Source organism: Pseudomonas sp. LARHCG127, assembly GCF_052871455.1.
In genome coordinates this window covers 34,430-53,968 of the sequence record NZ_JBIXJT010000013.1, presented here as the reverse complement: position 1 = coordinate 53,968, position 19,539 = coordinate 34,430, and the positions used below count along the sequence as shown (strand labels likewise).

The following is a 19,539-nucleotide window of genomic DNA, read 5'->3' as shown; positions in this document are numbered from 1 at the left end:
GCAACAGGCACTTTTCACGGACGTCACCCGATGAGCGATTCCCTTCACATCCACAAACCCGACCACGGCCATGACCACGGGCATTCCTGCTGCGCCTCGAAAGCGGCGCCGGCGGTGGTCGATCTCGGCAAAACGCCGACGGACGGCGCGCGGCTGAGCAGTTTCCGCATCGAAGCCATGGACTGCCCTACCGAACAGACGCTGATCCAGAACAAGCTCGGCAAACTCGAAGGCGTGCAGCGACTGGAGTTCAACCTGATCAACCGCGTCTTGGGCGTGACCCACGATCTGCCCAGCGACGCGCCGATCATCAAGGCCATCGAATCCTTAGGCATGCAGGCCGACCCGCTGATTGCGGGCGAGAAACCGCAAAGCCACGACCTGCCCGCCCCGGCCAAGCCCTGGTGGCCGTTGGCGCTGTCCGGCGTGACGGCCCTGGGCGCCGAGGTGATCCACTTCACCAATGCCGCGCCAAACTGGGTGGTCGCGCTGGTGGCGTTGGTGTCGATCCTCAGCGGTGGCCTGGGTACCTACAAGAAGGGCTGGATCGCCCTGAAGAACCGCAACCTGAACATCAACGCGCTGATGAGCATCGCCGTGACCGGCGCCGTGCTGATTGGCCAATGGCCGGAAGCGGCAATGGTGATGTTCCTGTTCACCGTGGCCGAACTGATCGAAGCCAAATCCCTGGATCGGGCGCGCAACGCCATCAGCGGCCTGATGCAGATGGCCCCGGAACAGGCCACCGTGCAGCAGGCCGATGGCACCTGGCAGGTCCAGGAGGTCAAGGCCATTGCCCTCGGCGCGCGGGTGCGGGTGCGGCCCGGCGAACGCGTCGGCCTGGACGGCGAGGTGATCGCCGGCCGCTCGACCGTCGACCAGGCACCGATTACCGGTGAAAGCCTGCCGGTGGAAAAAATCGCCGGTGACAAAGTGTTCGCCGGCACCATCAACCAGGCTGGCGAACTGGAATATCGGGTGACGGCGGCGGCCGATCAATCGACCCTGGCGCGAATCATCCACGCCGTGGAACAGGCACAGGGCTCCCGGGCGCCGACCCAGCGCTTCGTCGACCGCTTTTCGACGATCTATACCCCGGCGGTGTTTGCCCTGGCCCTGGCGGTAGCGGTCATTCCTCCGCTGTTCATGGGCGCCTTGTGGTTCGACTGGATCTACCGGGCCCTGGTGCTGCTGGTGGTCGCCTGCCCGTGCGCGCTGGTGATTTCCACCCCCGTGACCATCGTCAGCGGCCTCGCCGCCGCCGCGCGCAAAGGCATCCTGGTCAAGGGTGGCGTCTATCTGGAGGGCGGCTACAAGCTCGACTATCTCGCGTTGGACAAGACCGGCACGATCACCCACGGCAAACCGGTGCAAACCGACTATGTGGCCTGGGACCCTACTCTGGAAAGCACAGCCCCGGCCCTGGCCGCCAGCCTCGCCGCCCGCTCCGACCACCCGGTGTCCCGGGCGATTGCCAACGCGGCGGTGGATAAGCAAGTGGTGCAGCAGGCTGTGGATAACTTCGCCGCGCTGGCCGGGCGCGGCGTGCGCGGCGACATCGACGGCCGGACCTATCACTTGGGCAACCACCGCCTGGTGGAAGACCTCGGCCTGTGCTCTCCCGAACTGGAAGAAAAACTCTTCACCCTGGAAAAACAAGGCAAGTCGGTGGTGCTGCTGCTCGACGCTACAGGCCCCTTGGCGCTGTTTGCCGTGGCCGACACCGTGAAGGATTCCAGCCGCGAGGCCATCCGGCAACTGCATGAACTGGGCATCAAGACCCTGATGCTCACCGGCGACAACGCCCACACCGCCGAAGCGATTGCCGCACAGGTGGGCATGGATCAGGCGCGGGGCGACCTGTTGCCGGAAGACAAGCTGCAAGCCATCGAAGCGCTGTACGCCCAGGGTCACCGCGTCGGCATGGTGGGCGACGGCATCAACGACGCCCCGGCCCTGGCCCGTTCGGAAATCGGTTTCGCCATGGCGGCGGCCGGCACCGACACGGCCATCGAGACCGCCGATGTCGCCTTGATGGACGATGACCTGCGCAAGATCCCGGCCTTCATTCGCCTGTCGCGGCAGACGTCCAGCATTCTGAAACAGAACATTGCCTTGGCCTTGGTGATCAAGGCGATCTTTCTCGGGGTCACCTTCGCCGGGTTCGCCACCATGTGGATGGCGGTGTTTGCCGACATGGGGGTGAGTTTGCTGGTGGTGTTCAATGGGTTGCGGTTGTTGCGCAAATAAAAAAACGGGGTGATTGGGCTGGACCCATCGCGAGCAAGCTCGCTCCCACAGGGAGCTCCAGTGAACACATATTCTGTGGGCAACAGAGAACCACTGTGGGAGCGAGCTTGCTCGCGATAGCGGTATGTCAGCCAACGCGGTGCTGGAGCAGGTGCAAAGCCTGTTCCAGCAACCCAGAGTTCAAGTTTGCGACGTATCCCTGTGGCGAGGGAGCTTGCTCCCGCTGGGCGGTGTAGGAGCTGGCGAAGCCTGCGATCTTTTGATCTTGATCTTCACTCCGGACTCAATTGGTAGTGGAAAGATCGCAGCCTCGTTGCACTCGACAGCTCCTACAGGACCGAGCGGGAGCAAGCTCCCTCGCCACAAGGGCAGCGAAGGCGGCCGCGTCAATCACGCTTCGGCTCGCGGATCTTGTACCAGGCCACATACAACGCCGGCAGGAACAGCAGCGTCAGCAACGTGGCGATGATGATCCCGCCGATCATCGCGTAGGCCATCGGCCCCCAGAACACTTCCCGGGCAATCGGGATCATCCCCAGGCTCGCCGCGGCGGCCGTGAGCAGGATCGGCCGGCGCCGGTGTTCGGTGGCCTCCACCACCGCGTCCCAGGGTTCGTAGCCGTCACGCTCGTATTCATCGATCTGGGTCACCAGGATCACCGAATTACGGATAATGATGCCGATCAGCGCGAGAATCCCGAGGATCGCCACGAAGCCCATGGGCGTGCCCGTCGGCACCAGCGCCAGCACCACGCCGATCAGCCCGAGGGGCGCGACGCTCGCCACCAGGAACAGTTTCTGCACGCTGTGCAACTGGATCATCAGGAAAGTCGCCATCAAAAACAGCATCAGCGGCACGACGCTGGCGATCGGTCCCTGGGCCTTGCTGCTCTCTTCCACCGTACCGCCCGTGGCGACCTTGTAGCCCACCGGCAGGCCGGCGGCGAACTTGTCGATGTCCGGTTGCAGTTGCTTGACCAGGTCGGTGGGCTGGATCTCATCGCGCACCGCGGCCTTGATGGTGATGGTCGGCTTGCGGTCACGACGCCACACCAGCGGTTGCTCCAGTTCATAGCGCACCGTGGCAAACGCCAGCAACGGAATCGAGGTGCCACTCGGGGTGACGATCTGCAGGTTCTGCAGGGTTTCCGGCGAACCGCGCTCGGCATCCTCGGCACGGCCGACCACGTTGATCAAGTAGATATCATCGTTGACCTGGGTTACCGGCGAGCCGCTGACGATACTGTTCATCAGCCTGGCCACATCATCGGACGACAAGCCCAATTGCCGCGCCTTGTCCTGGGCGATGTCGATGCGCAGCACTTTGCCCGGCTCGTTCCAGTCGTAGATGATTTCGCCAATGTGCGAGTTCTTGTCCAGTTCGGTAGCCAGTTCGATCGCATGCTTGCGCACCAGGTCGATGTCCTTGCCGCTGACCCGGTACTGGATCGGCCGGCCCACCGGCGGGCCCATTTCCAAGGCCTGGACGTAGCTGCCAATCCCGACGAAATCCTCACGCAGACGCTTTTGCAGGCGTTCGGTCAGCGCCGTGCGCGACTCCAGGCCTTTGCTGACGATCACCAGTTGCGCGTAGTACGGGTTCTGCAACTGCTGGTCCAGCGGCAGGTAGAAACGAATCGCGCCTTCGCCGATGTAGGTACTCCAGCGCTCAATGTCCGGGTCGCCCTTGAGGGTCGCCTCCAGGCGATCGACGGCTTTGCGGGTCTCGTCCATCGAAGCGTTTTGCGGCAGGTTGAGGTCCACCAGGATTTCTGGCCGGTCCGAGGACGGGAAGAACTGGTTCTGCACAAAACGCATGCAAAACACCGCCAGCACGAACAGCAGCACGGTGATACCGATGGCCCACCAGCGATTGCGCATCGCCCACAACAGGCCGCCGTTGAATGCCCGGCCGATCCGCCCCGGCTCGGCGCTGTGGGGTTTGACGTTGGCGCTGAGGATATGCACGCCGATCACCGGGGCAAACAGCACCGCGACGATCCACGATACCAGCATCGCCACGGCAATGACCGCGAACAGGGTGAAGGTGTATTCACCGGCGGAGCTGGCGTTCAAGCCGATAGGCACGAAACCGGCCACGGTCACCAGGGTCCCGGTGAGCATGGGAAACGCCGTCGAGGTGTAGGCGAACGTCGCGGCCTGCTCCTTGCTGTCGCCTTTTTCCAGGCGTGTGACCATCATCTCCACGGTGATCATCGCGTCGTCCACCAGCAGGCCAAGGGCGATGATCAACGCGCCGAGGGAAATCCGCTGCATGGTGATGCCGCTGTATTCCATGAACAGGAAGACCATCGCCAGCACCAGCGGAATCGAACAGGCCACCACCAGCCCGGCCCGTACGCCAAGGCTGATGAAGCTGACGACCAGTACAATAATCACCGCCTCGAACAGCGCACTGGTGAAGCCGCCGACCGCCTCCTCCACCACTTCGGCCTGGTCCGACACGGTATGTACGCCAACGCCCACCGGCAGGTCGGCGGTCAATTCGGTCATGCGCGCGTGCAGCGCCTTGCCGAAATCCTGGATGTTGCCACCCTTCTTCATCGCAATGGCGAGGCCGATGGCCGGCGTGCCGTTGAAACGGAACATCGGTGTGGCGGGGTCGACGTAGCCGCGACGGATGTCGGCGATGTCGGCCAGTCGATAGAACCGGTCATTGAGCCGCAGGTTGACGTTGGCCAGGTCTTTTTCCGACTGGAACTGCCCGGACGTACGTACGGAAATCCGCTCCGGTCCCGCATCGATCACCCCGGCCGGGGTCACGGCATTTTGCGATTGCAGGCTCTGCACCACCTGGCGCTGGTCGATGCCCAGGGCGGCGAGTTTGCGCGTGGAGAAGTTCAGGTACAGCACTTCGTCCTGCTCGCCCACCATCTCGACCTTGCCCAGGCCCGGTACCTCGCGGATCTCGGCACGCACCTGTTCCACGTAGTCGCGCAACTGGCGCATCGACAGGCCGTCGCCGGTGAAGGCGTACACCGAACCGTAGACATCGCCGAACTCATCATTGAACCCGGGCCCTTGCAAGCCTTCGGGGAAGTCGCCGCGAATGTCGTTGATCTTCTTGCGTACCTGGTACCAGATCTCGGGGATTTCCTTGGCCCCGGTGGTATCGCGCAGGTACACGAACACCGTCGACTCTCCCGGGCGGGTGTAGCTCTTGACGTAGTCGAGGGAGTCGAGCTCTTCGAGTTTCTTCTCGATGCGGTCGGTGACCTGCCTGAGGGTTTCTTCCTGGGTCGCGCCCGGCCAGCGAGTCTGGATGATCATGGTCTTGATGGTGAACGACGGGTCTTCCTCGCGACCCAGGTTCATGTACGAAAACACGCCCATCAACAGCGCCACGAACATCAGGTACCAGACGAACGACTGATGCCGCAGGGCCCATTCGGATAAGTTGAAAGGCCCTTTCATCGTACGTCCTCGTCGAGTTTCACTTTCTGTCCTGGCTGGAGGCTGTGCACGCCGGCACTGACCACGCGGTCGCCGGCCTTGATGCCGTTGGCCACCAGCACCGAGTTGGCCGAACGCTCGATAATCCGTACCTCACGGGGAGAGACGGTCTGCGTTTGCGGGTCGATCAGCCAGATGCGTGCCTTGCCATCAATCTCTTGCAACGCGCTGAGCGGCAGTTCGATGCGCGGTTCGATGGTCGAGCTCAGGGTCACGCTGATGGCCGTGCCCAGGCGAAAACCTGGCGGTGTGTCGGTCAGCGTCAGGCGCGCGCGGCGGGTGCGGGTCGCGCTCTGGGCCTGGGGCTCGATCTCGCGGACGATGGCGGTGGTGTGGATGCTCGGGTCCAATTGCGCGGCGACCTCGAATACCACGTCCGTGGGCAAGCGTTCGACCAGCCCGGCCGGCAGGTCGATCACCGCTTCCTTGATGTCCGGGCGGGCCAGGGTCACCACTTGCTGGCCGGCGGTGACCACCTGCCCGGCTTCGGCGTTCCAGGCGGTGACGACGGCGTCGTGGTCCGTGTGCAATTGGCTGTAGTTGAGTTGGTCGCGGGCCTGTTCCACCGAAGCCCGGGCCTGTTCAAGGGACGCCCCGGTGGTTTTCAGGTCGGTCTGGGCGACGTCCAGTTGCGCCTGGGCGCCGACACCACGGTCGAACAATTGCTGCTGGCGACGGGCATTGGCCTGGGCATTGATGTACTGCGCCTCGATCCGCGCCAGATCGCCCTGGGCGGCGCGGAGCTGGTTCTGCTGGTCGGTGGGATCGAGCGTGGCGAGCAGGTCGCCCTTCTTCACTTCGGCGCCAACATCGACGTTGCGGCTGGCAATGCGTCCGGGCACGCGGAAACCGACGTTGCTCTCGTAGCGGGCCTGGATATTCCCGGCGAAACGCCCGAGGGCCTGCTGGTCGAGGGCCCGGACTTCAACGGACAATACCGGGCGTACCGGTTCGGGCGGTGCTTCTTCCTGGGAGCAGGCGGCCAGCAAGAGGCCGGCCGCGACCATCCACACACGCTTCATGGCTGGGCTCCCGGCGTGGATTTTTCATAAGTGTTTTCAGCGATCTCGACGCGTACGCCGGGGTGCAGCAACTGCCCACCGGCGGTGACGATTTTCTCTCCCCCCTTGAGGCCCGCGCTGATGATGACCTTGCCGGTCAGGTAGCGGCCGACCGTCACCGTCTGCAACTGCGCCTTGCCGTCACCGTCCACCAGCCACACGGCCGGCTCACTGAGGTTCTTGGTCAGGGCCGACCAAGGCAACTCGAAGGCGGTCTTGCCGGCGGACTTGGCCGTGGCGCTGACCACCGACCCCAAGCGCATGCCTTCGGGCAAATCATCGAGGGTCACCTTGACCTGCACGGTGCCGGTCTGGGCGGACACCGCCGGGGTGATCTCGCGCACCGTGCCGGTGGTCTTGATGGTGGGGTTATCCAACAGGCTGATGGTGATTGCAGGGTCCGACGGCGGTTCGCTCAACAGTGATTCATAGATGTTGAACACCGCGTCGCGTTCACCATCCCGGGCCAGGCTGAAGATCGGCTCCGTGGCCTGCACCACTTGGCCGACTTCCGCCTGGCGCGCAGTGATGATGCCCGGCGCTTCGGCAATCAGCGCGGTGTAGCTCAGTTGTTCGCGAGCGTTGGCCAGTTGGGCCTGGGCGGCGGTCAGCGCACTCTGGCTGCTGCGCAGTTGGGCCTGGGCCGCGTCGTATTCGCTCTGGCTGGTGTAGCCCTTGGGCAGGAGTTTCTGTTGGCGCACGAACGCCGCCGCACTCTGCTTGACCCGCGCCTGCTCGGCGGCCACCTGGGCTTGGGCGGAGTCGACGTTGGTCTGCAGGTCCCGGGGATCGAGCCGGGCCAGCACTTGCCGGGCCGAGACTCGGTCGCCGACATCCACCTTGCGCTCGATGATCTTGCCACCCACGCGAAACGACAGGTCGGCCTGCACCCGCGCCTGGACATCGCCGGTCAGGGTCACCGAGGCCGCGTATTCACTGGGCACGGCCTGCTGCACGAAAACCCGTGGCAGGGCCTTTTCTTCGGGCTTCTTGTCACCACACCCCGCCAACAACGCACACACGCCCAAGCCAACAATCAATTTGATTCCGGGACCAGCCATGCAGACTCCTTTGCGTTGTACGGACGTACCAGTGACGATACGACTGTGAGCTTAGAACAGGGTTCCACGAATACAACGGCTGCGGCAAATCAGGCAAACTGATCGCCTCCCGTAGGAGCTGTCGAGCAACGCGAGGCTTCGATCTTTTGTTCTTTCGCTTGAGATTCAATTGGGTTCGGAAAGATCGCAGCCTCGCTGCGCTCGACAGCTCCTACGAACCCACACAGCAGGAGTCTGCCCATGCTCAAGACATTGGCGGTGGCCAACTACCGATCCATCAATAAATTGGTCATCCCGCTGGGCCGGTTGAACCTCATCACCGGCCCCAACGGCAGCGGCAAATCCAATCTGTACCGTGCCCTGCGCCTGCTGGCCGAGACGGCCCAGGGCGGGGTGGTCAACGCCCTGGCCCGGGAAGGCGGACTGGACTCGACCTTCTGGGCCGGGCCGGAGGAAATCAGCCGTCGCATGCGCAACGGCGAAGTGCCTGTCCAGGCGGTTGTGCGCCAGGGCACCAAGCGCCTGCGCCTGGGCTTCGCCGGCGAAGACTTCAGCTATTCCATCGCCCTCGGCCTGCCTGCACCCAGTCGCTCAGCGTTTTCCCTGGACCCGGAAATCAAGCGTGAATGCATCTGGGCCGGCCCGGTGTTTCGTCCCGCCAGCCTGCTGGTGGACCGCAACGGGCCGATGGTCCGTGCCCGCGAAGGCCGTTCATGGGATGTACTGGCCCAGCACACGCCCACCTTCGACAGCCTGTTCGACCAGGTCGGCAGCCTGCGCGCTTCGCCGGAGGTCCTGCAGATGCGCGAGTTCATTCGTCGCTGGCGCTTCTACGATCATTTTCGCAGCGACGCCGACGCCCCGGTGCGCCAACCACAACTGGGCACCCGCACGCCGGTGCTGCATCACGATGGGCGCGATCTGGCCGCCGCGCTCCAGACCATTCTTGAAATCGGTGACGTCGAGGCCTTGCATGCCGCCATCGGGGACGCGTTCCCCGGCGCCCGACTGCACATCGATAAGCTGCAAGGTGGACGTTTCGCCATCGCGTTCCAGCAGCACGGCCTGCTGCGGCCGCTGTCCGCCGCCGAGCTGTCGGACGGGACCTTGCGCTATCTGTTGCTGGTGGCCGCCCTGCTCACCCCCAGACCGCCCTCGCTGATGGTGCTCAACGAACCGGAAACCAGCCTGCACCCCGACCTGTTGCCGGCCCTGGCGCGGTTGATTATCCGCGCCTCGGCAAATTGCCAGGTCTGGGTGGTGTCCCATGCCTCGCGTCTGATTGCCGCGTTGGAGCAGGATGAACAGTGCAATTGCATCGTGCTGGAGAAAGACCTTGGACAGACCGGGATTGTCGGGCAGCGGGCGCTGGATGAGCCGGCCTGGCATTGGCCGGACTAGGCAGTGTCCTGTGGCGAGGGAGCTTGCTCCCGCTCGGCTGCGCAGCAGTCGCAAAAGCGGCTAATACGGTCAGCCTGCAGGAATGCAGGGGCCTGCTTCGCAGGCCAGCGGGAGCAAGCTCCCTCGCCACAGGACTATGGGTTACCTGCTGGATCACATTCTTCAGCCCATCACCCCTGCCACTTCCCACCCTCGACAATCACGCTCTCAGGCTTGGTGTCATCGCTCAGTTCCTTGCGCACATATTGGTCGTACAGCTTGAGCAAATACTTCTCTTCACCCAGCTTCGCCAGCTCGGCATTGACCCAATCGCGCAACTCGACATTGCCCTTCTTCACCGCTGGTGCAATCGGTGCTTCGGCGCCCAGGGTCTGCTCAAGCACACGATAGCCAGGGTTCTGCTTGGCCCAACTGAACAGCACCAGGTTGTCTTGGGCATACGCATCGCCGCGACCATTGGCCAACGCCTGCAAGGACTCGGAATTTTTCTCGAACTTGAGCAACTTCCAGTCCGGGTGATTCTTGGTCAGCCAGATGTCCGCCGTAGTGCCGGTGGTGACGATGGTGGTGCGGGTCGCCAGGTCATCGAGGCTTTTCACCGCGCTGGCTTGTGGCACCAGCGCCTGCACCGCGACTTTCAGGTTCGGGTTGGTGAATTCAACCGCTTCCTTGCGCTCCAGGGTCACGGTCATGTTGGCGAGGATCAGGTCGACCTTGTCGCTTTGCAGGAACGGAATCCGGCTCGCCGGTTCAACCGCAACGAACTCCACCTTGTTCTCATCGCCGAGCAGATCCTTGGCGAATCGACGGCCGATGTCGGTATCGAAGCCGACATACCGCCCTGCCTCATCGACGAAGCCAAACGGTGGCTTGTCGGTAAAGACGCCGACGATCAATTTGTCCCGTGCCTTGATTTTGTCCAGGTAGCTGACCGGTGCGGTGCCTTGGCTGGCGACGTTCGGCTTCGGCGGTTCTTCGGGTTTATTGCAGCCGGCCAGTAAGGCGGCGAGCAGCGGCAGTAGCAGCAGAGAAGACTTGGCAGCTTTCATGACAGTTCCAGTTCCTTTTTTTGAGTCGTTTCAGGGAGTGCGGCGACGTAGGAGAACTTCTCCAGGAACTGCTGCGCGCGTGCGGTTTGCGGGTTCGTAAAGAAAGTCTCGGGTGGGTTTTGTTCAAGGATGCGCCCGGCGTCCATGAACACGATGCGGTCAGCCACGGCGCGGGCGAACGCCATTTCGTGGGTGACGATCAACAGCGTCTTGCCTTCGCGGGCCAAGCCCTGGATGACTTCCAGGACCTCCTTGACCATTTCCGGATCGAGGGCGGCGGTGACCTCATCGAACAACATGACCTTGGGGTTCATGCACAGCGAACGCACGATGGCGATACGTTGCTGCTGGCCGCCGGAGAGCTGGCGCGGGAAAGCATCACGCTTGTCCAGCAGGCCCACCCGCGCCAGCAAGGCTTCGGCCTGGTCGCGTGCTTCGCGGCGATCGCGCTTTTGCACCTTGACCGGGCCCAGCAGCAGGTTATCGAGCACGCTCATGTGCGGGAACAGGTGATAGCTCTGGAACACCATGCCGATCTGCTGCCGCACTTCGCGCCAGTCGGTGCCCTTGTCCAGCAACTCGCGACCGGCGAATGCCAGGCTGCCGCTGTGGGCCGCTTCCAGCCCGTTGAGGCAACGCAGCAAAGTACTTTTGCCGCAACCACTAGGGCCGAGAATGACGATCACTTCGCCTGGCTTCACGTGCAGGTCGATGCCATCCAGCACCTGCTGTTCGCCGAAAAACTTGTTGAAACCCTTGAACTCGATCAATGCGTTCATGCTTGCGTCCAACGCCGCTCCAGCACGCGGGAGGCGGCCGAAAGCGGGTAGCAGATGAAAAAGAAAAACAGGAACAGCGCGCCGTAGATCAGCACGGATTCGTAGGTGCGTTCGATGATCTGCTGGCCGACCTTGATCACATCCACCACGCCAATCAGCACGGCCAGGGAGCTGGTCTTGATGATGCGTGTGTAGACGTTGATGGTCGGCGGCGTCATGCGTCTCAGCGCTTGCGGAAGCAGCACATGGCCGTAGAGTTGCGGACCGTTCAACCCAATCGACAAGCCCGCCTCGCGCTGGCCGCGCGGCAACGAATGCAAGGCGCCGCGCACCACTTCACCGACCTCACTGGCACCCCACAGCGACAACACCAGGACCGCGCACCAAAAGCTTGGAAGGCTCACACCGAAAAAGATCGGCAAGCCGAAGAACAGCAGGTACAACCAGACCAGCACCGGGATCGCCCGGAACAACTCCAGGTAGACCCGCAGGACGGCGTCCAGCCACTTCACACCCAGCGTACGCAACACCCCATAAAGCACACCGCCCACGGTGCTGAAGGCGATACTCAGAAAGGAAATCGACAAAGTTTGCGCAGCGCCCTTGCCCAGTTGCGGCAGAGACACCCAGAGCAACTCAAGACCCGAACTGGCCATGCTGGAGCCTCCTTTCCAAGCGGCTGAGCAACAGCGACAGCGGCAAAAACAGCAGCACGCAAATCAACGTCAGCACGGCGAGCATTTCGTAGGTCTTGTAGTAGAGCGCGATGTAGCTTTTGGTGGTGTAGAGGATCTCCGGCACCGCCACGGCCGAGACCACGGTGGTCTCCTTCAGCAGGAAAATGAAGTTGGCGAACAACGACGGCAGGCTGAGAATACCGGCCTGTGGCAGGACTACGTAGCGCAGCAATTGCCCGTGGGACAGCCCGATGGAGCGACCGGATTCCAATTGCGCCTGGGGCACCGCGTCCACCCCCGCCCGCAGCACTTCCGTGAGGTAGGCACCGCCCAGGAACGTCATGGTGATGATCGCAGCCGCAAACCCCGAGACCTTGACGCCCAGCGCCGGCAAGGCGAAGTAGACGAAGAACAACTGGATGAGCAGCGGCGTGTTACGGGCCAGCTCCACATACAGCCCCACCAAGCGTTGCAGGTAAGGCGTGCGCGACACGAGGATCGTCGCGTTGACCAGCGCCACCAGCAGCGACGTGGCGATGGCGATAAGGCCGACCTGCAGCGTCACGCCCACAGCCTTGAGAAACGCCGGGAGGGTGCTGAGGATAAAAGCGTAATCGAAGTTCATTGAGCATCCTGGACGCCGCTCGGTAAGCGACGGTGATACGGTCCATGGGCAGCGGATAGCTGCTCGGCAGGAGCTGACTTTAAAGGCATAAGAACTGTAATTTAAATACCGTTAAAGCATATTGATATCACACAAAAAACTATCTTCGGATTTGCCGGAAAGGACAAAGACGACTATTTTCCTTGTGCCGCAGGGAGCATCTTTTCGACATCCCCCTCACCATTACAAGGAAGAAAAACATGGCTGACGTGAAAGTGCCGCAGCGACTGGAACCACAGGAAATAGTGAAATTATTGGTGGCGTTGCGCCGCGCGTTGAAGACCAGGGTGGCCTGATTTGCGCCTCTGATCTGTGACCTGTAGGAGCTGTGTAGGAGCTGACGAGTGCAGCGAGGCTGCGATCCTTCCAAAGACACTTGAATCCCAAGCGAAAGATCAAAAGATCGTCCGAACGCGGCCCGAGCCTTCGCCAGCTCCTACAGAGCCGAGCGGGAGCAAGCTCCCTCGCCACAGGTAATCCTGTCCTCTACCCAAGCAATCTTTCGAGCATAAAAAACGCCGACGCTGTATCAGCCGTCGACGTTTGAAACCGTAACAGGGTTAACCGCGCGAATCAGAACGCCGGCAGTACCGCGCCGCTGTATTTCTTCTCGATGAACGCCTTCACTTCAGGACTGGTCAGGGCCTTGGCCAGTTTCTGGATGGCCGGGCTGTCCTTGTTGTCCGGGCGGGCAACCAGGAAGTTCACGTATGGCGAATCCGAACCTTCGATCACCAAGGCGTCCTTGGCCGGGTTAAGACCTGCTTCCAAGGCGTAATTGGTGTTGATCATGTCCAGGTCGACCTGATCCAACACACGCGGCAGCATGGCCGATTCCAGTTCCTTGAACTTGAAGTTCTTAGGGTTCTCGGCAATGTCCTTCGGCGTCGCCAGGGCGTTTTTCGGATCCTTGAGTGTGATCAGGCCAGCCTTCTGCAGCAGGATCAGCGCACGGCCGCTGTTGCTGCCTTCGTTAGGGATGGCAATGGTTGCGCCGTCCTTCAGCTCAGCCAGGCTCTTGACCTTTTTCGAGTAGCCGCCAAACGGTTCGACGTGCACGCCGATGACCGTCACCAGGTGAGTGCCTTTGCCTTCGTTGAAGCTCGTGAGGTAAGGCAAGGTCTGGAAATAGTTGGCGTCCAGGCGTTTCTGGTCGACTTGTACGTTGGGTTGGACGTAGTCGGTGAAAACCTTGATCTGCAAATCCACGCCTTCTTTAGCCAGGGCCGGCTTGATCAGCTCGAGGATTTCCGCGTGGGGTACTGGCGTGGCGGCCACGACCAGCTTCTCCGCGGCCTGGGCCAGGCCCGAGGCCAGGGCTGCCGCCAATGCGGTGAACAACAGAACCTTTTTCATGCAGTGTCCTTATCGAAAATCACGGTCGTCATGGACGACGGCTAAATGTGGGTGTGCCAGTGAAGTGCTATCGCTGGCGTGATGCGGACAATACCGATATTTTTTATTCCTTAACAATATCTTTTATTCAAGTTCATATTCATTTCTCTCATATAGAAAACACCGTTTTTGTGGCGAGGGAGCTTGCTCCCGCTGGGCCGCGCAGCGGACCCAAGATTTTGCGGTCGCTGCGCAACCGAGCGGGAGCAAGCTCCCTCGCCACAGGTGGGTATCCAGTCTAGAGCGTTTGGCTCAATTGATTGAGCAGCGCCTTGAGGGCTGTACGCTCGGCGTCCGAACCCAGGGCAATGACCTGCGCCACTTGCTGATCGATCAGCTCCAGGGCCGATGGTTGGGACGGCAGATTCAAATGCTCCGGCAAAATTTCATCCCCTGTGCTCACCAGCAATGCAAAGTGAATGACGTTCTCCAGCTCGCGAGTGTTGCCCGGCCAACTGTGCCGCTCAAGAGCTTGCTGCGCGGCTTCACTGATCAGCGGCACGGCCAGGCCGAGTCGCTGACTGTAGATGCCCAGGAAATATTCGGCCAGGGACAGGATATCGCCCACCCGTTCGCGCAGCGCCGGCAGTTCGAGCCGACCTTCGCCCAGATAGTGGTAGAGCCGTTCGTGGAATTTCCCGGCCGCCACCGCTTGCGCCAGGTCGATGCTGGTGGCCGCGACCAGGCGAACATCCACCGGACTGGGCTGATGAGCGCCGACACGGGTGACTTCATGGTTTTCCAGGGCCGCCAGCAGCTTGATCTGGATCGGCAGCGGCAAATCGCCGATTTCATCCAGGTAAAGGGTGCCGCCGTTGGCCGAACCGAACCAGCCGGCCCGGCTGCTGGCCGAACCGCTGTAGCTGCCGGCGGCATAGCCGAACAGTTCGGCGTCGGCGTAGGTCGGGCTGATGGCGCCGCAGTTGACCGACACAAACAATCCGCCGCGATCGCTTTCGCGATGGATATGCCGGGCCAGCAGTTCCTTGCCGCTACCGGTTTCGCCGCGTATCAGCACTGAAATCGCCCGGGGCGCCAATTGCTCCAATTCCTGGCGCAACTGCCGTGAACGGGGATCGACGAACACCAGCGCCTTGGCGCGAATGCTCAGGGGGCTTTTTTCCGCATCGGGAAAGGTCAGCAAGGGCTGACCGAAGGTTTCATGCAAACTCATGGCAGGCTCCCGCCCCAGACCGCCGGGAGACGGGGGGCGCTAAAAATTCAGGCGCGACGCAGGGCGTGATGCTCCATGCGGTTTTGCAGACGGTAGAGGTAAGCGAAACCCTGCTCCCAACGCTGGTGGCCAGACTTCACATTGATATGCCCCGCCCCTGACAGGATCCCGGCCTCGGCGCCCCAGTTGCGGGCCAGCTCCAGGGCGCGCGGGGCGCTCACGGCGGCGTCGTTGTCGGAGCTGACCACTTGGCTTGGGAACGGCAGCAGATCATTGGGAATCGGCGCGAAGTTGCGCAGCGCCGGGACGCAGGCCGGCCGCTCGACATCCGCCGGCGCCACCAGCAACGCCCCGCGCACCTGCCGCAGGAACTGCACCGGTGCGGTGGCGGCCCAATGGGCCACGGTGATGCAACCCAGGCTATGGGCAATCAGGATCACCGGCGTGCTGTCGGCGGCCACGGCCTCGGCCAGCGCCGCGACCCAGTCCTCACGCCGGGGCGTCATCCAGTCGGCCTGCTCGACCCGGGCGCTGTTGGGCAGGCTGTTCTGCCAGTGGGTTTGCCAATGATTTTCCGGCGATCCTTGCCAGCCCGGCACAATCAGGTAGCGAATCGATTCGTTGCGCATGGGTGCTCTCCTGCGTGTCTGTTCCCGGACGAGTATAGGGAGGAGAGGTATATTACTTAAGGAATAAGAAGCTATTTGTTAATGCTTAAAACGAATAACAAGTTAACCCTGTGGGAGCGAGCTTGCTCGCGATAGCGATATGTCTGTTGCATCAGTGTTGGCTGACGGTCCGCCATCGCGAGCAAGCTCGCTCCCACAAGTTATTGCCCAAGCCCTGCATCGGCATCACTCACTGCGGCCCTTGCGCAACAGCACGTCGAGTTGATCCACCACCACCGCCCAGTCCGCATCCTCGAGGATTTCGTCGCGCAGGAGTTGCCGCTGACCCTCGCTCCAGAAGAAGGCATCGGACAGGTGCAGATCGGGTTTAAGGGGAGAATGGCTGGCAATGAATTGATCGATGCTGATGGCGTCGTCAGGCAGGCCGAGTTGTTTGAACAGGGCGGGAAGTGTATGGATCGGGGTTTCCATGCGGGACTCCTGGGCATGAATGGATGGCTGGGCGCTATTCCTGCAGTCTAGTCCCTTGGAGCTGAGCACACCGTGGCGAGGAGGCTTGCTCCCGCTGGGCCGGTCCGACGCTTCGGGCGAAGCGGCCCCACGACTTTGCGGTTGCTGCGCAACCGAGCGGGAGCAAGCTCCCTCGCCACAAAAGCGGGTTGAATCCCGCTACGGAGGGAGTGAGTTCAACGCCTCGTAAGGCCCCTGCGCCCAGCGCAGGACCCGCTCACGCAACAGCGCCGAAGCCTCCCGGCGCTTGTCCTCGCTGTCGCCAACAAACACCTGCGCCGGCTGCTTGGCATGTTGCCCGACCGCTGCGAACATTTGTTTGCACTGCCCTTCATCGAGGCCGAAAAACGCCGCCAGTCTGCCCGTCATCGCCTCAGGCAGGTCAGTGTAGTTGACCGCCATCCCAGCCAATGCCTGGCAGTGGTCCAAGCCCGTCGCCAATAACCGTCCCACCCGGCGCGGGATGAAATCTTCCTGGCCGGCGAACGGCAATCCATCGTCCAGGACCGTCGCACCGATCATCCCCGGCACCATGTGCATGCCGGGACGGCGCAGGTGAGAGACCGAGATTTCCAAGGGGTCGCGGTACACGAACAACCAGGGCGTGTCGGGAAAGCACTCACGCAACAACGGCAGTTCACCGATGTTCCAGGCGTCGAGCTTGACCACCAGCCGTTGCTCCACGCCTCGGCGGCGCTGCCCATAGGCCGACATCAAGCCCTTGAGCGCCACGCACCGCTCGGGCAACGGCAAATCACTGCGCAGCAGCGTATCCAGGGGCGGTGGTTCCGAAATGACGATGTGATGGTCCAATTGGGCAAGCATCTGGCTGATCAATGTCGAGCCGCAACGGGAAGCATGGAAAATGAACGCATTGGGCGCCAGGCCCGGGCTTTGTCGTTGCCACTGACCGAGCACCTCCAAGGGTGTCTGGCGGCGGAACGCCTGGTTGAAGGGCAGGCGCAGGGCGTCTTCCACCGCATCTCCAAAGAACGGCTGTGACAGTCGCATGTCGCCGAACCAGCACCAATCGACCCGCCACTGCCCGGCCTCTTGCCATACGCGGATCGGCAACCAGCCGTGCAGATTCAGGTCTTCCACTGGTTTCTCCACTGCTGGCGACCGGTGCGCATCGCAGCCCGCAATTCCTCCCGGGTGAAGTGAAGCCCTTGTTCGGCCCCCAGTGCCAGGGCAGAGTCAATGAAAGCGTCCAGCTCATGCAAGTTCTGCAAGGTTCGCGCGAGATGAGGATCCGTTTCCACGCGCTGCTGAAAACGGACAAAGTCGCCTGGCCCGACGCCCGCGGCGGGTGTGGTGGGTAGCCCATCGGCAATCTGCTGCGCCAGCCACGGCCCGGGGCGACAATCGAGCACCAGGTGAACCCGCGAATGAGCACTTCGATTCATAACGCGATGGGGCCGCGCCAGGTCGAGAAACCAGCACTCGCCGGCCGTCATCGGAATAATGTGTCCATCCAGGAAAAAATCCACGTCAGGTGGGCTGAGCAGCGGCACGTGCAGGCGCAGATCAGCATCCGGCCCGCCCAGATCATAGTCGCGATGCTCGTGGATGCGCCCACCGGGGCCCAACCGCAGCAGCCGGGCCGAGACGATCTCCAGGGGCCAGTCATGCAATGCCTCTTGCCAGCGACTGTCCGCTGTCCAAGGCGCGCGATGCACGGGCTGACCGTGCCCGGGCGACAGTTCGGTAACGGCATCGGCCGCCGATATCAGCGCCACGCCGCTCCAGTCGCCGCTGTGATAGGCACTGTTGAAGTGCCCCTGCCAACGTGCGTCGTCAATGGCCGCCAGTGCGTGCAACAGCAACGGCAGGTTCACCGCCACCGGCAGCCGGGAAAACGCCGGGCGCGTCATCATGGTTGCGCCCGGTTATTGAGTCACCGTGGCAGGCTTCGGCAGCGTTATATCACCCTGGGCCCAGGCCGCTTCGCGGTTGGCCAGCGCCATGGCAATCGACTGGACTTCGGTCGATTGCACTTCGTTCGGCAGTGGATCGAGGCCGGCGCTGGCAAAGATCTGCCCGTAGGCGTTGCGCAGGTCGGCATAAGCCAAGTCCCGACGCAGGTCGGCCTGCAAGGTGTTCAGTTCACCCTGGATCAGGTCCAACTCGCCAATGCCGGCAGCCTGGTGACGGCTACGCAATTGACCGACAATCTGCCCATCGATGTCCGACAGTTGCTGGCTGGTCTTGAACTGGCGCAGGGCTTCACGATAGTTGGCATTGGCCACGTACAGCTGCGCCAGCACGGCGATTGACATCGCCTGACGCCGTGCCGACGCCACTTCTTCACCGGCCTTGGCCACGTCGATGGCCGCCGGGGCGGAGATCACGTTGAACAGGTTCCAGGTGACTTTCACGCCATAGTCGGCCCAGCCTTGTTCCACCAAAAACGAGTTGCTGTCGTAGTGCCCGCCGGCGGAAAACTCCAGCCCCGGCAGCAGGCGCAACATGGCCTTGCGGGTTTCGGCGGCGGTGATGCGGGTCTGGTAATCCTGCTCGCGCAATTCCGGACGACTGGCCAGGGCTTCCTGTTCGAGACGAGCCAGGTCGACCTTGAGTTCCGGGATGGTGTATTCATCCTGGGTCGCCAGGGTCAGCTCGGTGCCCAGGGGCAAGTTGATCAGCGTCGCCAGTTCGGTCTTGGCCAGGGACAGCGCCCGGCGTTGCTCTTCCAGTTGGCGGGTGGCCTGGATCAGCGAACGCTGGTAACCCAGGGCTTGCACCGGGTCGCCGATGCGCTGTTCACTCATGCTCTGGCTGTTGTCACGTGCCGCCTCGACCCGGACCATCAGGCTGTCGATCTGCTTGAGCAGGCGCTCGGCGGCCATGGCGCGCCAGTAGGCCGAACGCACGTCCTGGACGATGGTGTTGATCACCTTGCGCCGACGTTCCTGCACGATCAGCCGCTGGTCCCCGGCTTGCTTGGCACTGATGTAGCTGACACCGAAATCGAGCACGTTCCAGACCATGGTCAGGTCCGCCACTTCACGGTCACGGTCTTGGGAGGTCGACGGCTCCAGGGACTGGGTACCGGTTTCCACGCTCTGGCTGCTGGAGGCACTGACGTTGTTACGGCCCACGTACCCGGCGTCCAGGGCCATGCGCGGCAGCATGTCGAAACTGGCCAGATCCAGCTGACGCTTGGCCAGGGCTTCCTCCATGATCTTCAAGCGACCTTCGAGGTTGTACTTCACCGCCCGGGCCATGGCCTGGTGCAGGGTCAGGGGGCCGCTCAGCGGCTCCTGGTCCTTGTACATGTTCTGCAGGTCGGTTCGAGCGCGCTGTTCGCTGACGCTACGCTCGATCGGATCGCTGGTGACCGCACATCCACTCACCACCAACGCCAGCACACTCATACCGAATAACTTCTGACTTCTATTCATTCCCTGGATTGC

At 62.3% G+C, this 19,539-nt stretch carries 16 protein-coding genes; 2 read left to right on the top strand and 14 right to left on the bottom strand.

The window, feature by feature from the left end; translation table 11 throughout:
• The first annotated feature begins 30 nt into the window (after nt 1-30).
• On the top strand, nt 31-2,250 hold the full coding sequence (locus tag ACIPQ1_RS21415; RefSeq protein ID WP_446534743.1) for a heavy metal translocating P-type ATPase: 2,220 nt from the start codon (nt 31-33) through the stop codon (nt 2,248-2,250).
• A gap of 386 nt (nt 2,251-2,636) precedes the next feature.
• Here ACIPQ1_RS21415 and ACIPQ1_RS21410 read toward each other — a convergent pair whose 3' ends face one another.
• From ACIPQ1_RS21410 to ACIPQ1_RS21400, 3 genes are read right to left on the bottom strand one after another with little or no spacing between them, the layout of a single operon-like run.
• Entirely contained in the window at nt 2,637-5,684 is a 3,048-nt protein-coding gene (locus tag ACIPQ1_RS21410; protein ID WP_411386174.1) for an efflux RND transporter permease subunit, read from the bottom strand.
• Nucleotides 5,681-6,745 carry an efflux RND transporter periplasmic adaptor subunit gene (locus ACIPQ1_RS21405; protein WP_446534742.1) on the bottom strand — a complete coding sequence of 355 codons (1,065 nt, stop codon included), beginning with the start codon at nt 6,743-6,745 and terminating at the stop codon, nt 5,681-5,683. The genes ACIPQ1_RS21410 and ACIPQ1_RS21405 overlap by 4 nt, the downstream gene beginning before the upstream one ends.
• Nucleotides 6,742-7,845 (bottom strand): efflux RND transporter periplasmic adaptor subunit, encoded by a 1,104-nt coding sequence (locus tag ACIPQ1_RS21400; RefSeq protein ID WP_446534741.1) that lies wholly within the window; start codon nt 7,843-7,845, stop codon nt 6,742-6,744. The genes ACIPQ1_RS21405 and ACIPQ1_RS21400 overlap by 4 nt, the downstream gene beginning before the upstream one ends.
• Nucleotides 7,846-8,085: 240 nt before the next feature.
• Here ACIPQ1_RS21400 and ACIPQ1_RS21395 point away from each other — a divergent pair, with 240 nt between their 5' ends.
• Nucleotides 8,086-9,246, top strand: a complete 1,161-nt coding sequence (locus ACIPQ1_RS21395; RefSeq protein WP_446534740.1) for an AAA family ATPase — start codon at nt 8,086-8,088, stop codon at nt 9,244-9,246.
• A gap of 170 nt (nt 9,247-9,416) precedes the next feature.
• Here ACIPQ1_RS21395 and ACIPQ1_RS21390 read toward each other — a convergent pair whose 3' ends face one another.
• The 11 genes from ACIPQ1_RS21390 to ACIPQ1_RS21340 form a co-directional block, all read right to left on the bottom strand.
• On the bottom strand, nt 9,417-10,295 hold the full coding sequence (locus ACIPQ1_RS21390; protein ID WP_446534739.1) for a transporter substrate-binding domain-containing protein: 879 nt from the start codon (nt 10,293-10,295) through the stop codon (nt 9,417-9,419).
• The gene (locus tag ACIPQ1_RS21385) at nt 10,292-11,074 is read right to left on the bottom strand and encodes an amino acid ABC transporter ATP-binding protein (RefSeq protein WP_446534738.1); all 783 of its coding nucleotides are present in this window, start codon (nt 11,072-11,074) and stop codon (nt 10,292-10,294) included. Before ACIPQ1_RS21385 ends, ACIPQ1_RS21390 begins: the two co-directional genes overlap by 4 nt.
• Nucleotides 11,071-11,730: an amino acid ABC transporter permease gene (locus ACIPQ1_RS21380; protein WP_250964222.1), complete on the bottom strand. Its 660-nt coding sequence runs from the start codon at nt 11,728-11,730 to the stop codon at nt 11,071-11,073. The genes ACIPQ1_RS21385 and ACIPQ1_RS21380 overlap by 4 nt, the downstream gene beginning before the upstream one ends.
• Nucleotides 11,711-12,376 (bottom strand): amino acid ABC transporter permease, encoded by a 666-nt coding sequence (locus tag ACIPQ1_RS21375; RefSeq protein WP_411386168.1) that lies wholly within the window; start codon nt 12,374-12,376, stop codon nt 11,711-11,713. The genes ACIPQ1_RS21380 and ACIPQ1_RS21375 overlap by 20 nt, the downstream gene beginning before the upstream one ends.
• Nucleotides 12,377-12,988: 612 nt before the next feature.
• The gene (locus ACIPQ1_RS21370; protein WP_411386167.1) at nt 12,989-13,771 is read right to left on the bottom strand and encodes a MetQ/NlpA family ABC transporter substrate-binding protein; all 783 of its coding nucleotides are present in this window, start codon (nt 13,769-13,771) and stop codon (nt 12,989-12,991) included.
• A gap of 277 nt (nt 13,772-14,048) precedes the next feature.
• Entirely contained in the window at nt 14,049-14,984 is a 936-nt protein-coding gene (locus ACIPQ1_RS21365) for a sigma 54-interacting transcriptional regulator (protein ID WP_411386166.1), read from the bottom strand.
• Nucleotides 14,985-15,031: 47 nt separating this feature from the next.
• Complete coding sequence (locus tag ACIPQ1_RS21360; protein ID WP_446534737.1) at nt 15,032-15,613, bottom strand: alpha/beta hydrolase; 582 nt, start codon at nt 15,611-15,613, stop codon at nt 15,032-15,034.
• 225 nt (nt 15,614-15,838) lie between these two features.
• The gene (locus tag ACIPQ1_RS21355) at nt 15,839-16,084 is read right to left on the bottom strand and encodes a DUF2789 domain-containing protein (RefSeq protein WP_250964227.1); all 246 of its coding nucleotides are present in this window, start codon (nt 16,082-16,084) and stop codon (nt 15,839-15,841) included.
• A gap of 198 nt (nt 16,085-16,282) precedes the next feature.
• Nucleotides 16,283-17,224 carry a sulfotransferase family protein gene (locus ACIPQ1_RS21350; RefSeq protein WP_411386164.1) on the bottom strand — a complete coding sequence of 314 codons (942 nt, stop codon included), beginning with the start codon at nt 17,222-17,224 and terminating at the stop codon, nt 16,283-16,285.
• On the bottom strand, nt 17,212-17,997 hold the full coding sequence (locus ACIPQ1_RS21345) for an aspartyl/asparaginyl beta-hydroxylase domain-containing protein (protein WP_446534775.1): 786 nt from the start codon (nt 17,995-17,997) through the stop codon (nt 17,212-17,214). Before ACIPQ1_RS21345 ends, ACIPQ1_RS21350 begins: the two co-directional genes overlap by 13 nt.
• Nucleotides 17,998-18,012: 15 nt before the next feature.
• A complete protein-coding gene (locus ACIPQ1_RS21340; RefSeq protein WP_446534736.1) occupies nt 18,013-19,527 on the bottom strand; it encodes a TolC family protein in 1,515 nt (504 codons plus the stop codon).
• Nucleotides 19,528-19,539 lie beyond the last annotated feature (12 nt).